At 71.8% G+C, this 14606-nt stretch carries 13 protein-coding genes, 1 rRNA gene and 1 pseudogene; 5 read left to right on the forward strand and 10 right to left on the reverse strand.

The window, feature by feature from the left end:
• Window positions 1-88: ribosomal RNA gene (gene rrf / locus AB0N31_RS26865) — 5S ribosomal RNA — on the forward strand; the annotation flags it as partial.
• A gap of 113 nt (window positions 89-201) precedes the next feature.
• Entirely contained in the window at window positions 202-756 is a 555-nt protein-coding gene (locus tag AB0N31_RS26870) for a GNAT family N-acetyltransferase (RefSeq protein ID WP_366061005.1), read from the forward strand.
• Between the two features lie 3 nt (window positions 757-759).
• Here the strand turns inward: AB0N31_RS26870 and AB0N31_RS26875 are convergent, their stop codons facing one another.
• From AB0N31_RS26875 to AB0N31_RS26910, 8 genes and pseudogenes are all read right to left on the reverse strand, one after another.
• Window positions 760-2238, reverse strand: a complete 1479-nt coding sequence (locus AB0N31_RS26875) for a type IV secretory system conjugative DNA transfer family protein (RefSeq protein ID WP_366061006.1) — start codon at window positions 2236-2238, stop codon at window positions 760-762.
• A 14-nt stretch (window positions 2239-2252) separates the two neighbouring features.
• Window positions 2253-3677 carry an ATP-binding protein gene (locus AB0N31_RS26880; RefSeq protein WP_366061007.1) on the reverse strand — a complete coding sequence of 475 codons (1425 nt, stop codon included), beginning with the start codon at window positions 3675-3677 and terminating at the stop codon, window positions 2253-2255.
• Between the two features lie 8 nt (window positions 3678-3685).
• Window positions 3686-5245 carry an SCO6880 family protein gene (locus AB0N31_RS26885; protein WP_366061008.1) on the reverse strand — a complete coding sequence of 520 codons (1560 nt, stop codon included), beginning with the start codon at window positions 5243-5245 and terminating at the stop codon, window positions 3686-3688.
• Window positions 5242-6582, reverse strand: coding sequence for a hypothetical protein (locus AB0N31_RS26890; RefSeq protein WP_366061009.1), 1341 nt, complete (start codon window positions 6580-6582; stop codon window positions 5242-5244). The genes AB0N31_RS26885 and AB0N31_RS26890 overlap by 4 nt, the downstream gene beginning before the upstream one ends.
• Window positions 6572-7399, reverse strand: coding sequence for a hypothetical protein (locus AB0N31_RS26895; protein WP_366061010.1), 828 nt, complete (start codon window positions 7397-7399; stop codon window positions 6572-6574). The genes AB0N31_RS26890 and AB0N31_RS26895 overlap by 11 nt, the downstream gene beginning before the upstream one ends.
• A 189-nt stretch (window positions 7400-7588) precedes the next feature.
• A complete protein-coding gene (locus AB0N31_RS26900; protein WP_003991275.1) occupies window positions 7589-7897 on the reverse strand; it encodes a hypothetical protein in 309 nt (102 codons plus the stop codon).
• Between the two features lie 466 nt (window positions 7898-8363).
• A pseudogene (locus tag AB0N31_RS26905) lies at window positions 8364-8594 on the reverse strand (DUF397 domain-containing protein); the annotation flags it as partial.
• An 81-nt stretch (window positions 8595-8675) separates the two neighbouring features.
• On the reverse strand, window positions 8676-9410 hold the full coding sequence (locus AB0N31_RS26910) for a carbonic anhydrase (protein WP_366061011.1): 735 nt from the start codon (window positions 9408-9410) through the stop codon (window positions 8676-8678).
• 271 nt (window positions 9411-9681) lie between these two features.
• On the opposite strand from AB0N31_RS26910, the gene AB0N31_RS26915 reads away from it, so the two are divergent.
• Together AB0N31_RS26915 and AB0N31_RS26920 are read left to right on the forward strand one after the other, a co-directional pair.
• A complete protein-coding gene (locus AB0N31_RS26915; protein WP_366061012.1) occupies window positions 9682-10689 on the forward strand; it encodes a bifunctional lytic transglycosylase/C40 family peptidase in 1008 nt (335 codons plus the stop codon).
• Between the two features lie 237 nt (window positions 10690-10926).
• Complete coding sequence (locus AB0N31_RS26920; RefSeq protein WP_366061013.1) at window positions 10927-11640, forward strand: phosphatase PAP2 family protein; 714 nt, start codon at window positions 10927-10929, stop codon at window positions 11638-11640.
• A gap of 64 nt (window positions 11641-11704) precedes the next feature.
• Here AB0N31_RS26920 and AB0N31_RS26925 read toward each other — a convergent pair whose 3' ends face one another.
• Both AB0N31_RS26925 and AB0N31_RS26930 read right to left on the reverse strand, forming a co-directional pair.
• Complete coding sequence (locus AB0N31_RS26925) at window positions 11705-13273, reverse strand: FAD-binding oxidoreductase (RefSeq protein WP_366061014.1); 1569 nt, start codon at window positions 13271-13273, stop codon at window positions 11705-11707.
• A gap of 91 nt (window positions 13274-13364) precedes the next feature.
• Window positions 13365-13538 carry a hypothetical protein gene (locus tag AB0N31_RS26930; RefSeq protein WP_366061015.1) on the reverse strand — a complete coding sequence of 58 codons (174 nt, stop codon included), beginning with the start codon at window positions 13536-13538 and terminating at the stop codon, window positions 13365-13367.
• A gap of 144 nt (window positions 13539-13682) precedes the next feature.
• Here AB0N31_RS26930 and AB0N31_RS26935 point away from each other — a divergent pair, with 144 nt between their 5' ends.
• The gene (locus AB0N31_RS26935; RefSeq protein WP_366061016.1) at window positions 13683-14522 is read left to right on the forward strand and encodes a hypothetical protein; all 840 of its coding nucleotides are present in this window, start codon (window positions 13683-13685) and stop codon (window positions 14520-14522) included.
• The last annotated feature ends 84 nt before the right edge of the window (window positions 14523-14606 follow it).

Below are 14606 nucleotides of genomic sequence, written 5' to 3' on the forward strand. Positions count from 1 at the left end.
CGGTCACATTCCGAACCCGGAAGCTAAGCCTCACAGCGCCGATGGTACTGCAGGGGGGACCCTGTGGGAGAGTAGGACGCCGCCGAACAATCTTTCCGGGAAACCCCCGTGCCGATGGCACGGGGGTTTCCTGCGTTTATCGGGCTTCGAGCGCGGGATTATTCGGGTGAGTGCGTGGCGCCCGGGTACTACGGTGGCCCCATGAGCTACCTGATCAGGTCCGTGCGTGCCGAGGAGTGGCCGGCGGTGAAGGAGCTGCGGCTCCTGGCCTTGCGGGACCCGGTCGCACACCTCGCCTTCCTGGAGACGTACGAGCAAGGGCTGGCAAGGTCCGACTCCTTCTGGCAGGAGCGGACGGCGGGAGGGGCCGAGGGGTCCGACCGGGCGCAGCAGATCGTCGCCGAGGGGCCGGGCGGGGAGTTGGTCGGGACGCTCACCGTGCTCATCGAGGAGGCCGGGACCAAGGACTGGGCGGGCTTTGCGGTAGAGCAGCGGCAGGGGCACGTCGTCGGGGTGTTCGTGCGGCCCGAGTACCGCGGGATCGGACTGACCGAGGTGCTTTTCGACGCCGGGCTCGAATGGGCGTGGTCACGCGGGCTGGAGCGCGTGCGGCTCATCGTGCACGAGGACAACGGCCGGGCCCGGACCTTCTACCGCAGGGCCGGCTTCCTGCCGAGCGGAGTCGTCGTGCCGTTGGGCGGGGACTCCGGCGGCCGCGAGCTGGAGTACGTCCTCGAGCGGACCGAGCGGACGTAGGCGTCACACCGGCAGTTCGTGATGGGGCCAGCGCGCTCGGGCCTGCTCGCGGGAGCGGAGCAGGGCCAGAGTGGGAAGGCCGAGGCCGGTGCCCTCGGCCAGGAGATCGGGGAGCTGGGCGAGCGGTGCCACGGCCGCCACGTCGTCCAGGATCAGGGTCAGTGGTGGGTCGAGCCGACCGGAGGATGACCGTTCGGCCATGCGCCGGCCGCGCTCGACCACGCTTGAGACGAGGGCCGTGAGGAAGGGCATCGCGCCGGGACTGGTCCTCGGGTCCTCGATGGATTCACCGACCACATAAAGCGTTCCCCCTTCGGCGACGAAGGAATCCAAAGCGAGGGCGTCGGTTCGATGAGGAGTGCAGGCCTCGCGGATGTTCACCGTGGAGAGGGCGGACAGGGCCCGGGTCGTCAGTTCCTGGGCGATGTCCCGCCGTTCGGGGTGAGCCGTGAGGGCGGCTTCCAGCTCGCCCGCGGAACCGGCCGCGGCCTTCGGGTTCGTGCGCAGGGTGCGGACCGCTTCCTGGAGCCCGGTGCCCTGGGACCAGCGGTGCACGTGGCGGACGGTGCGGCCGTCGATGGCGGCGGCGTGCAGATAGCTGCGCAGGAGCGTCTCGGCGGTCTCGGCGACCGCCTGGTCCAGACGGGCGGTGGGCCTGACGGGCGTGAGGAGAGCGCTCGCACGGGCGGCCGCCGTCGCCTTGTCCTCGCAGCCCGTCGTGGGTGACCAGTGCAGGCGGGCCGGGGTGCCGCAGAGGTGGGTGGGGTCGTAGAGAAGGACCGGCCCGAGCTTGGCCCGGGCGTCCTTGGTGTCCTGCCAGAGTGCGGGGTGCGAGGTGAGGACCAGGACGGCGCCCTCGGCGTCGCGTACGGCCTGGGCCGCGGTGGTGTGGCGGGTGTCGGGCGCGGCGTAGAGGACCGTACCCTCCGGTCGGGGCGCCGCCTCCCAGCCGACGGCCGGTTCGGTGCGGGCGACGGGAAGGGGCTCCGCCGCTTGCGGTGCGGGTTCCGTCCGGGGGGCGGGCACCTCGTGCTGAGCCGGCCGGGCCGCCGGCTCCGGGACCGGTGCCGGCGGGGGTGCCTCGTGGCCGGTCTGCGTCCTGCGACCCGCCCGTACGGCCCGCCATCTCGCCACCGTGCCCAGCGTGAACACCGTGAGCACCAGAAGGATCATCACCTGGCCGATGAGCAGGCCCCAGAACAGGCCGTAGCCGGACAGGGCCGACGGGTCGGCGGCCGGCCAGGCGCCGGCGACGTCGTGCGGCCGGCCGACGAGGTGGCGCATGGCCAGGGGCGTGCGGGGGAAGGTGACGCCGGCCGGCCAGGAGCCGTGGGCGAAGAGGGCCGCGAGGCCCGTCGCCGTCCACACCAGCAGCGTCATGCCGAGCAGGAACGCGAGCAGTCCGACCAGCAGACCGTCGGGGACGCCTCCCTGGCCCTGCCCTCGGTCCCGGCCCTGGCCGCGGTGGTCGCCCGGTCTCATCGCGCCCCCCGCGCCTACGCCACCGTCGACTCGGACGAGCCGTCCAAGTCGGGCAGGTGCTGTTCCACGAAGGCCGCGGCCCGCCGCTCCTGTTCCAGCTCCGCGGCGCGCAGCGCGTCGTCCTCGGCGAGGTCGGCCGACGACTGGGTCATCGCGCGGTCGGTGAAGACCAGCGGGCGTTCCGTCTCGGTGATCAGGTGTTTGACGACCTGGACGTTGCCGTTGACGTCCCACACCGCGATGCCCGGGGTGAGGGTGGGGATGATCTCCACCGCCCAGCGTGGCAGGCCGAGCACGCGGCCCGTCGCCCTCGCCTCGTCGGCCTTCTGGGCGTAGATCGTCCGTGTCGACGCCATTTTGAGGATGGCGGCGGCTTCTTTCGCCGCCGCTCCGTCGACCACGTCGGACAGGTGGTGGACGACCGCGACGAAGGACAGGCCCAGGCGGCGGCCGAACTTCAGCAGCCGCTGGAACAGCTGGGCCACGAACGGGCTGTTGATGATGTGCCAGGCCTCCTCGACCAGGAAGATGCGCTTCTTCCGGTCGGGGCGGATCCAGGTGTGCTCCAGCCACACGCCGACGATCGCCATGAGGATCGGCATGGCGATGGAGTTGCGGTCGATGTGGGACAGGTCGAAGACGATGAGCGGGGCGTCCAGGTCGATGCCGACCGTCGTCGGGCCGTCGAACATGCCGCGCAGGTCGCCGTCGACGAGGCGGTCCAGGACCAGCGCCACGTCCAGGCCCCACGCCCGTACGTCGTCTGTGGCGACGTTCATCGCCTCGGCCGACTCCGGTTCGGGGTGCCGCAACTGTTCGACGATGTCGCTGAGCACCGGCTGGCGTTCGACGATCGTCTCGTTGACGTAGGCGTGGGCGACCTTGAGGGCGAAGCCGGAGCGTTCGTCCAGGCCGTGGCCCATCGCGACCTCGACGATGGTGCGCAGCAGTGCCAGCTGGCCCGTCGTCGTGATCGACGGGTCCAGTGGGTTGAGGCGGATGCCGTGGTCCAGGGCGGCCATCGGGTCCAGGCGGATGGGAGTTATGCCGAGCGCCTGCGCGATGAGGTTCCATTCGCCGACGCCGTCCTCGCCCTGGGCGTCCAGGACGCACACCTGGCGGTCCCGGAAGCGCAGCTGGCGCAGGACGTACGTCTTCTCGAGGGCCGACTTGCCGTTGCCGGACTCTCCGAGGACCAGCCAGTGCGGGGCCGGGAGCTGCTGGCCGTACAGCTGGAAGGGGTCGTAGATGTAGCCCTTGCCCGAGTAGACCTCACGGCCGATGATCACGCCCGAGTCGCCGAGGCCGGGGGCGGCGGTCGGGAGGTAGACCGCCTGGGCCTGGCCGGTGGAGGTGCGTACGGGCAGGCGGGTGGTCTCGACCTTGCCGAAGAGGAAGGACGTGAAGGCGTCGGTGAGGACGGACATCGGGTCCCGCATGTAAAGCCCTACCTTCGGATGCCGGTGGCGAACGGGAGGGTGTTCACGAACGCGCGGTGGTGCTCTCGGTCGCACCACTCCAGCTTGAGGTACGACTTGCCCGCGGACGCCCTGATCGTCCGCTTGTCGCGGGCCAATGCCTCCGGGTTGCGGGAGGAGACGGTGATGTAGCCGACGAGGTTGACGCCGGCCGCGCCGCTCGCGAGGTCCTCGCCGCGCTGGTCGATGCGGGAGTGGGCGGCCACGTCCCGCGGGTCCACCGTGCGGTTCATCTTGGCGGCCCGGCTCGCCTCCGCCTCGTCGTTCGTCTTCTCGGTCAGCATGCGTTCGATGGCGACCTCGGTGGGTTCGAGGTCCATCGTCACGGCGACCGTCCGGATGACGTCCGGGGTGTGGACGAGGAGCGGGGCCAGGAAGTTGACGCCGACGGGCGTCATCGGCCATTCCTTCACCCAGGCCGTGGCGTGGCACCAGGGGGCCCGGGTGGAGGACTCGCGGGTCTTGGCCTTGAGGTAGGTCGGCTCCATGGCGTCCAGCTCGGCCGGCCAGGCGTTGCGCCGGGTCATCGCCTGGATGTGGTCGATCGGGTGGTCCGGGTCGTACATGGAGTGGATGAGCGACGACAGGCGGCCCTGGCCGAGGGGTTGGCGGACCCGGATGTCCGCCTCCTGGAGGCGGGAGCAGATGTCGGTCAGTTCGCGGGCCATGACGACGGCGAGACCGGCGTCGCGGTCCAGTTTGCGGCCGTTCTGCGGGCGGGCGGCACGGGCCATGGCGTTCGCCTCGGCGGCCAGTTCGCGCGTGTAGTGCATGCAGGCGACCAGGTAGGCGCGGTGCTGCTCGCTGCTCGTCGACACCATCGACTGGAGCTGGTCGTACGACGACTGCAGCCACGGCAGGGCCTTGTCGTCGCCGCGCTGGGAGACGTCCTTGGCGTGGGCGTCGGGGTCGGCCGGGAGGGTGCGGGCGAGCATCTGGAGGCGGGTGACGAAGCCGTCGCCGTTGGCCACGTGCTTGAGGAGCGTGCCGAAGCGGTCGACGAGGGCCTCCTGGTCCTCGCTGTCGCGCAGGCCGACGCCGGGCCCCTCGATCTCGATGGCCGCGGTGACCGTACGGCGGTCGGCGTGCAGCAGGACGGCGATCTCGTCGGGGCCGAAGGGGGCGGCGAGCCAGTTGATCCGGCCGATGCCGGGCGGCGGGCCGATCTCGATCTCCTGCCCGTCGATCCGGGTGCCCGCCTCCATGGCGGCCGAGCGGTAGACCGTGCCGCGGCGCAGGGTGCGCTTGTAACTGCGGTTGATCTCGAACCACTTGTAGAACGTGCGGTGCCTGTACGGCACGTAGACCGCGGCCAGCGCGATCATCGGGAAGCCGGCGAGCAGCACGATCCGCAGGGACAGGACGGGGACGAGGAGCCCGCACATCATGCCGAGGAACGCGCCGACGACGATGAGCGCGATCTCTCCGGACTCGCGGTTGCGGCCGACGATCGCGTTCGGCCGGGCGCGGCCGATCAGATATGTACGGCGGGGCGTGACCGCGTGGGACACGTGGGAATCAGTCGTCAACGCCCTTCACCTCCCGTGCGGTTGGTACTGCTGTTGCGGTTGTTGCCGGCGTGCGGGGTGTTCACCGGGCTGCCGGCGCGGGGCGCGGGTGCGGCGGAGGGGACAGATCCGCCGCCTCCGTTCCCGGTGCGCGAGCTGTGCGCGGCCATGCCGCCGGAGGTCTGGTTGGCCGGGCGTTGGCCGCTGGAGGAGGACCCGCCGCCGTTGCTGTCGGCGCGGGTGCTGTGCGTCTTGATGCCCTGGGCGACGAGGGTGGCGGGGGAGCTGATGACGGCCGCGGCCTTGCTCTCGGCGCCCTGCATCATGCGGTTGTTGCGCGAGCTCGCGATCTCGTCGCCGAAGCCGGGCACGAAGCGGTAGATCATCGCGCTGGCGAAGATGGCCAGCAGGATGATGGACAGTCCGGAGACGACCGCGCCGAAGGCGCCCGGGCCGTCGTCGGCGGAGAGCGCGCCGGCCAGGCCGAGGACGATCACGATGACCGGCTTGACCAGGATGACGGCGATCATGATGCCGGCCCAGCGGCGGACGTGGCCCCACAGGTTCTTGTCGACGAGGCCCGCGTAGACGACCGTGCCGAGCAGGGCGCCGACGTAGAGCAGGGCGGCCCGCAGGACCAGCTCCAGCCACAGGACGCCGGCGGCGAGGATGGACACCAGGGAGACCACGATCAGCATGATCGGGCCGCCGCCGATGTCCTCGCCCTTCTCCAGGGCTGCGGAGAAGGTGCCGAAGAACGTGTCGGTCTGGTTGCCGGTGGTCTTCGCCAGGACCTCGCTGATGCCGTCGGTGGCCGAGACGACCGTGTACAGGATCAGCGGTGTGAAGGCGGAGGCGAGGACGGTGAGCCACAGGAAGCCGACGGCTTCGCCGATCGCGGTGGTGAGGGGGACTCCCCGGACGGCCCGCTTGGCGACGGCCAGCAGCCACAGCAGGAGGGTCAGGACGGTCGACGCGGCGAAGACGACGGCGTACTGCTGGAGGAACCGGGCGTTGGTGAAGTCGACGTTCGCGGTGTCCTGCACGGCGACGCTGAGCTTGTCGACGGTCCAGGCGGCGGCCTCGGCACAGCCCTTGGCCAGCGAGGAGAGGGGGTCGGCGGTGTCGGAGAGGCTGGGGGTGGTGGTGCCGGAGCGGTTGTTGCCCTTCTTGCAGTACTCCTCGGCAGGGCCGCGAATGAGGTCACAGGTGCTGTCACTGGGTGACGGGGATGCCGACGGAGAGGGGCTCGGGCTGGGCGTCGGCGCGGCGAGGGCACGGCCCGCCAGCAGCACCGCGGTGCTCTGAGCGGCTACGACGGCAGCCGTCAGCTTCAGGGGGAGGTGCTTAGCGCGCATACGTGAACCCTCCGTACTCCTCGACGGCCTTCGTCATGTCGTCGGCGGTGGAGGCCTTCTGGTCGCGCCCGACCGGAACGGGCCCGTCCTTCTGCTGGAAGTCGGCGACCTTCCAGTCGTTGTCGATCCACTTGAGCTGGTAGGTGGTGGTGTACCAGCTCTCGGACACCGGGTTGGTCGAGGCTTCGCCCGAGAGGCCGAACAGTGACGTGTACCAGACCTCGACGGTGGCCGCGTTCACGCTGTACGCGGTGGTCTTGGTGCCCACCGGGACGACGCGTGAGACGAACGTCTGGCCGTTCGGCGCGGTGCCGTCCTTGTCGAGGCCGATGTTGCTCAGGAACGCCTCACTCGAGTACGCGGCGTCCAGGGCGGACTGGCGTACCGCGGCGACGTCGGGCGCGTACACGGTGTCGACGATCTGGTGCCGCCTGGCCGTGTCGAACATCTCCGCCGAACCCAGCACCACGGCGAAGTTGGCTGCCGCGCTCTGGGCGCCCTGTTCGTCGCGGGCGTACCCGGAGGGGATCCCCGCGCTCTTTGCGTCCACCGGCTTCGTCCCGCTCGCCGCCGTCGACGAGGTCCTCGGCTTGTCGGCGTTGCCCTCGCCCGTGGCCGCGGTGGAAGGGGAATCGTCTCCTCCGCGGTTCGCGAAGGCGATCGCGGCGATCAGGAGGACGACGACGCCGACCACCATGACCAGGCTGCGCGAGGACGAGCGGGCGGGGCGGCGGGCGCCGCCGTAGGGGTCGGCTTCTGGCAGGCGCACGCGGGTGCCCGTGGGCTCGCCGTAGTCGTGTTCGTCTCCGGGACTCATGCCGTGTACGCCCCCTCGCTGCCGTACCGGAACACGTAGTAGTACGACGGTAGCCGTGCTGGTTCCCGCGCGGGCGCGGTGTGGTGACTCGACATCAGGGAGACGCAACCTCAGCCGGTGGGCACGACGGGTGGGTGGGGTGGAGAGGGCCGGGAGTGCCCGGTGCGGACTGGCGGTGGGTGACGCCCGCTACACGGCCATGCCGTACACGATCGTGAACAGGGTGCCGAGGGATCCGATGATGAAGACGCCCGTCAGCCCGGCGATGATGAGGCCCTTGCCCTGTTCCGCGCTGAAGGTGTCGCGCAGGGCCGTCGCGCCGATGCGCTGCTTGGCGGCGCCCCAGATCGCGATGCCGAGGCAGAGGAGGATGGCGACCGCCATCACCACCTCGATCATCACCTTGGCCTCGTTGCCCAGGCTGCCGAAGGGGCCCCAGTCCGGAGCGATCCCGCCGATGATGGTGTTGATGTCGCCCTTGTCGGCCGCAAAGAGCATGTAAGTCACCGCCCCTGGTGGGTAGTTCCGAGAGGCCCCTGCGGTGTGCAGAGGTCAGGCCTCATTGTCGCCGACAACGCCGCCTTCGTATGTCGACTTGGCGTCATTGACGGGCGGGATTCGTACGAATAGCACGCACTCGTCACTCTGTGTATCACGGCAGGTCACCCCGGGCAATGAGGTCGGAGCGGAACCTGTCGTGCGGTTCCGTCGTTGACCCACTTCACGGCCGTGCGCCGTTTCTGACGGCTGGTCGGGTGAGCGTCCGTTTCCGATGGTCTCATGACTGACGGCGAACAGGGGGCGGGGCCGTGGCTCGCCGGGGAAGCGCTCCCCTGACCGCCTGTCAGGGGAGCGGCCGGTCGGTGGTCCCCGTGTCGCCGTCTGTGTCCGCCGCGTCCGCCGCTTCCGCCACCCCGTCCGCTTTGTCCGGTTCATCCGGGCCCTCCACGTCCTCCAGGCCCTTCACGCCCTCCACGAAGTGGTCGAACTCTCCTGCCCGGACGCCCAGGACGAACGCGTCCCACTTGCGCCGGTTCGTCGTGACCACGTTGTCCGGGTCGCTGGTCTCGCGGAGGTGGACGGGGGCCTCCCCGTCGTCGCCCTCGCCGAAGGCGATCTCGATCCAGGGGCCGGGGCCGGTCGCCTCCGGCGGCGCGGCGCGAACCCACGTCAGGTCGGGGGGGATGTCGGTCACGGGAGATTCCTTCCGCACGGGCCTCGGCGACACGAGGACGATAGCGGGGCCCGGCCCGGCCCGGCCCGGTCCGGCTCCGGGTCAGTCGAGCCGGTGCACCGCCTGGGTCGTGAGTTCGTAGCGGGCGCCCACGACGGCCAGTTCGCCGGCCGTGATCTTCGCGGCGAGGTCGGGTTCGGCGGCGAGCAGGGAGCGGACGGCCAGGACGTTCGCGTCGACGGTGGCGTCGACGCGGGCGTCGCCCTCCTTCGTACGGTCGATGAAGGGGCGTATCCGGTCGGCCAGGTACTGGATGTGTGCGGGCAGCCGTTCGCCGGAGAGGTCCGCCTCGACCGCCGCGCGCACGGCGCCGCAGGACTGGTGGCCGAGGACCACGACCAGCGGTATGCCCAGCTCCAGCACGCCGTACGCGACGCTGCCGAGGACGGCTTCGTCGAGGACCTCGCCGGCCGTGCGGACGGTCATCAGGTCGCCGAGGCCCTGGTCGAAGACCAGCTCGGGCGGGACGCGGGAGTCGATGCAGCCGAGGACGACGGCGAAGGGGTGCTGGCCCTGGGTCAGGCTCTGCCGCACGGAAGGGGTTTCGTCCGGGTGCCGCTCGCGGAAGGTGCGCCAGCGGCGGTTGCCGGCGGCCAGTTCCCGCAGGGCCTTTGCTGCGGTGGTGGGGCGGGCCGGCGTGCGGGGGGCGGGCGTGGCGGAGGCGGGGGCCGCGGTGAGGGGCGCGCCGCCCAGGGCCACCGCACCGACGAGGCCGCCGCGCAGCAGGGCGCGACGGGCGGGGGCCGTGTGGGGGGAGGTGCCGGTGTCAGGGATCACGGAGGGGAACGTATGCGCGAGTCCCGGGGCTGGTGCGGAGGTTGCCCGAACATGGGGGTGGATGGGGAATCCACGACCGAACGATGGGTGGTGCTTGGCGCGCACCAGGAACGGCCTTGACGCGGCCGGCCGGGAGGGGCGCACCCGACGGTGACGGGGCGGCGCCTCGCCGGGGTCGGTCCGGCCGGTGGTGGAAGCGTCGGTTGCACGGGATTCCGCGGGGGAAGCTCATACACTGACGCGGGCGGAAAGCCGTACGGGCGAGGGGCGGTTGACGGTGCGTAAGGCGTGGATCCTGGCGGGTGCCGCGACTGCGGCGGGGCTCAGCTTCGTGATGCTGCTCGTCGTCGGCGTGTACGTCGTCGCCGGGAACCTCGCGGGCGGCGCGGGCGGCAGGAGCGTCGGGCTGGCCAAGGGCGCCGTGCCGGCCGCCTACCAGGCGCTCGTGCAGAAGTGGGGCAACCTCTGCTCCGCGATCGACCCGGCGCTGCTCGCCGCCCAGCTCTACCAGGAGAGCGGATTCAACCCGAACGCCAAGAGCCCCGCGGCGGCCCAGGGGATAGCGCAGTTCATCCCCGGCACCTGGGCCTCCCACGGTATCGACGGCGACGGGGACGGCGACCGTGACGTGTGGGACCCGAATGACGCGATTCCGTCGGCCGCGTCCTACGACTGCGAACTCGCCTCGTACGTGAAGAAGGTGCCGGGCGACCCCACCCACAACATGCTCGCGTCCTACAACGCGGGGGCCTACGCGGTCATCAAGTACGGGGGTGTGCCGCCGTACCGGGAGACCCGGAACTACGTGAAGACGATCACCACGCTGGCGAAGAGCTTCGCCGCGCCGGTCACCCGGGTCGATCCGTCCGAGCAGGCCGCCGGGGCGATCTACTTCGCGCAGAAGAAGCTGGGGACGCCGTATCTGTGGGGCGGGAACGGCACGCCTGAGCAGGGCGGACGGTTCGACTGCTCGGGTCTGACCAAGGCGGCGTACGAGAGCGTCGGGATCACCCTGCCCCGGGTGGCCAACGACCAGTACAACGCGGGGCCGCACCCCTCGCGGGACGAACTGCTGCCGGGCGACCTGGTGTTCTTCTCGACCGATCCGACCAACTCCCGGGCCATCGACCACGTCGGCATCTACGTCGGCGGCGGGTACATGATCGACGCGCCCCGTACGGGAGCGGTCATCCGGTTCGACCCGATCGACACCCGCAAGTACTTCGGTGCCACGCGGGTCACCGAAGATGGCGCGAAAGCGCTCCCCACGAGGGTCTGAGCCGGCCGGGACCCGTCGCCTGAGCTGCGGTGACGTATCTCTCTTCGATAACGTCTGCGTGATCATTCGGTGGAGAGTGGAACGTATCAACGGGGGTCGTGCGTTCCTGTTGACGTAGCCGAGCAATGCCTGTGACTGACCGACAGAGCGGCGAACGCGGATCTACGACCACGGGGGTGGGTACGAGCGGCGTGCGTGAGGCGCGCCCGGCAGCAACGACGAAGGGGCCGCAGCACCATGGCTGGACTCGCCGAATCCGGGTCGAACCCTGACGTCGACCTGCTCTACGACATCAACGGCCTCGCCAAGGACGCCCCGCACTGGCTGGACCGGATCGTCGAGTTCGTCGGCGAGTACGGACTGCTCCTGGCGATGGTGCTGCTCGTGGTCTGGTGCTGGTGGACCGTGCGGCGGCGGCCCGTGCCGGCCGAGGAGGCCGCCTCCTCCGTGGCCGCGCTGGTGTGGGTGCCGTTGGCGGCCGCGGTCGCGGTCCTGGTGAACGTGCCGATACGGGGGTTCGTGGAACGGCCCCGGCCCTTCCTCGATCACCAGGGCCTCGAGGTCCTGGTCTCCGGGAAGACCGACTACTCCTTCGTGAGCGACCACGCGACGATCACCATGGCGATGGGGGTCGCGCTGTTCCTCGCCCACCGCAGGTTCGGACTCGTGGGGATCGGGCTGGGACTGGTGGAGGGGTTCTGCCGGGTCTACATGGGGGTGCACTACCCGACGGACGTCATCGGGGGGTTCGCGCTCGGTACGGCGGTGGCACTGCTGCTGTCGCCGGTGGCCTCGATGCTGCTCACCCCCGTGCTGAAGGCGGTCGAGGGGACCGCGTGGCTGGGGTGGGTCGTGCGGGCGCGCTCCGCGCGGGGCACGGAGAAGGACGCCGTGGTCCCGGGGGCCCGGGTCGACGCGGCCTCCGCCGAGGAGCGGGACCTGGCCGCGTAGGCGGTCGCGCGGCCGTGGGCCGGGGGCCGGCGGTGGCGGGTGGCCGCGGGCCGGGCCGGCCTCGTCACAGCGACTGGGCGTACGTGAAGAAGCCGGTCGGGTCGTACCGGCGCTTCACCTGGGTGAGGTGCGGGAGCGCCGGGCCGTAGTACGCCTTCTTCCAGTTCGGCAGCGTGGGGTCCGCGTAGTTCTGGTAGGCGGCGCCCGAGGAGTGCGGGGCCATGGCGCTGTGGGCCGCGGCGAGCCAGGACCGGGCCGTCGTGCCCGTCGTGCCCGCGCGCCACGACACCAGGTACTGGGCCAGCATGCGGGAGCGGCGGTGGACGAACGCCGTGGCCGTGGGGGAGACCCGGTTGACCGCGCCGCCCAGGGCGGTGAGCGCGATGCTGCCCGAGCCGCCCCGGACGGTCCCCAGCTGCCGGAGCAGGGTCTGGACGCCGGCTGCCGGGAGGGAGCGGTCGAAGAAGTCGGAGCGGGCCGCGTAGGTCTCGCGGCCCAGGGCGCCCCGCGGGGAGCGGCCGGGGGTCGGACCGGGCAGGTGGCACTGGGCGTCGGTGGCGAAGGAGGAGCATCCGGCGTAGACCTCCATGGCCTCCTCGTAGGAGCGGCGGCGCAGCGAAACGGTCGTCGCGGAGGCGCCCACGCGGTCCGCGAGGCGGTCGACGGCGTTCTGCAACTGGCCGTGGGTGCCGATGCAGAAGGCGGACACGGAGATCCTCGGGGTGCCGCCGGGCGTGCTCGCCAGGTGGAGGGCGGACCAGATCTCGTCCGGCTGGGACGGGCCCCATTCCTGCCAGGCCCGCACCACGGCCGCGGCCTTCGACCAGGGCCAGGAGAGGTGGCTGGTCACCGCCTGGGGGGCCGGGTGGGTGGTGAAGCGGAGTTCGGTGACGACACCGAAGTTGCCGTTGCCCGCTCCGCGCAGTGCCCAGAACAGGTCCTTGTGGTGCGTGGCGTCCGCCGTGATCTGCCTGCCGTCCGCCGTGACGATCGTCGCCTGGGTGAGGCTGTCGCAGGTGAGGCCGTACGCGCGCGAGACGACGCCGTGGCCGCCGCCCAGGACCAGACCGGAGACGCCGACCGTCGGGCAGGAGCCGGCCGGGATCGTCACGCCCTTGGCGGCGAGCGCGCGGTAGACGTCGATCAGTTTGGCGCCGGCGCCGACGACGGCCGAACCGCCGCTCGCGCGGACCCGGTTCAGCCGGGAGACGTCGAGGATCAGCCGGCCGTCGCCCGAGGACCAGCCGCCGTAGGAGTGGCCGCCGTTGCGGATGGCGACCCTGGTGCCGTGGGCGCGGGCGTACGCCAGGGCGGTACGGATGTCGTCGGGGTGGGCGACGTAGGCGACCGCGGCCGGCCGGAGGGTGTCGAAGCGGGTGTTGTACAGCTGCCGGGCCGCCGTCCACGAGGTGTCCCCGGGGCGGATCAGGGGGCCGTCGAGGGAACGGTCGAGAGCGGCCCAGTCGGCGGCGGCCACGGCGCTCGTGGACCGCAGCGGGATCTTGCCGTCCGCCGTGCCGGAGACGGCCCGGGAAGCGGAGGAGGCCCCGGAGGGGCCGCCGTCGCCGCCCGACCGGCACGAGGCCGCCGCGACGGCGGCCGTACCGCCCGCGATGAACGTACGCCGATGCATGGCTGACCGCCCCCTCTGCCTCCGTCGGCTTCTCATGGAGCCAGACGGGGCTTCGGGGCCGGGGGTTCCCCGGAGAGGGGAGCGGATCGGGTCAGTCGCGGGTGTGGCCGGCGGCGTCCGCTCTGGCCAGGCTTCTCGCCCTGCGCGCCGGGCCGTGCCAGCCGCAGGTGCAGCGGGCCAGGCAGAAGGGGCCGCGTTCGACGGTCGTGGTGGTGTGCGTTTCCCCGTCGCCGGGGGAGGAGACCGAACGGTCCTGCTGGGTCACGGAGTCAACCGTACCCAGCCCCGGCGGAAAGGACGCCTGCGACCACCGTGAACCCCGATCGCGCGTGACGGGGGCCGCCCACCCGTCGTTATCGGGAACGACAGGGGACCCGTGACGGACGTACCGGCTGGGGGTAGACAGGCGATGACTCAGCGGCAGCAGCGGCGGTGGGGTACGGCGGTCGTCGCGGGGCTGGTGGCCGGCGTCTGGGCCGGCGCCGCCACCGGGTGCGCCGGGCCCGGCAACGCCGCCGAGGACGCGCGGGCCGCCGACCCGGTCGAGACGCTCCGCCGGGCGGCCGACGCGCTGGTGGCGGCGGGCAGTTCGAAGGCCCGGACGTCGATGGAGATGGCCACCGGCGGGACCCGCGTGACGATCCGGGGCGAGGGCGTCTACGACTACCGCCGGCAGCTCGGGCAGCTGAAGGTGGTGCTCCCGCAGGATCCGGCCGGCGTCAGTGAGCACCGGCCCATCGTCGAACTCCTCGCGCCCGGCGCGCTGTTCATGAAGAACCGGGGCGCGGGCGTGCCCGCCGACAAGTGGGTGCGGGTGGACACGGCGACGCTGTCCGACGGGAACCTGGTGACCGGCGGCGCGACCGACCCGTACGCCGCCGCCGAGGTGCTGCGCGGGACGCGCACCGCGACCTATGTGGGCCGGGGCCGGCTGGCGGGGACCGACGTGCGGCACTTCCGCGGCACCGCCGACCTCGCGGTGGCTGCCAAGGGCGCCTCGGCGGGCGGCCGGGACTCGCTGGGGGCGGCGGCGAAGGGGTTCGCCACCGCCCGGGTCCCCTTCGACGTCTACCTCGACGACGAGGGACGCATCCGCAAGGTCCGGCACCGGTTCACCTTCGTCAACGGACGGCGGAAGGAGGCCGTCGCGGTCGCCTCGACGACGCTGCTGTACGACTTCGGGGCGCCCGTCGACGTACGGCTGCCGGTGCCCGGGGACATCTACGCCGGGCGGATCGCGGAGGAGTGAGCCGGGCCGGCACCGCGGGGCGAGCGGCCGGTGACCGTCCGGTGGGGGCCGGATCCGGCCAGGGAACCGGTATGAGGACTAGCC

This window comes from Streptomyces sp. NPDC051051 (genome assembly GCF_040682975.1).
Classification (GTDB): Bacteria; Actinomycetota; Actinomycetes; order Streptomycetales; family Streptomycetaceae; genus Streptomyces.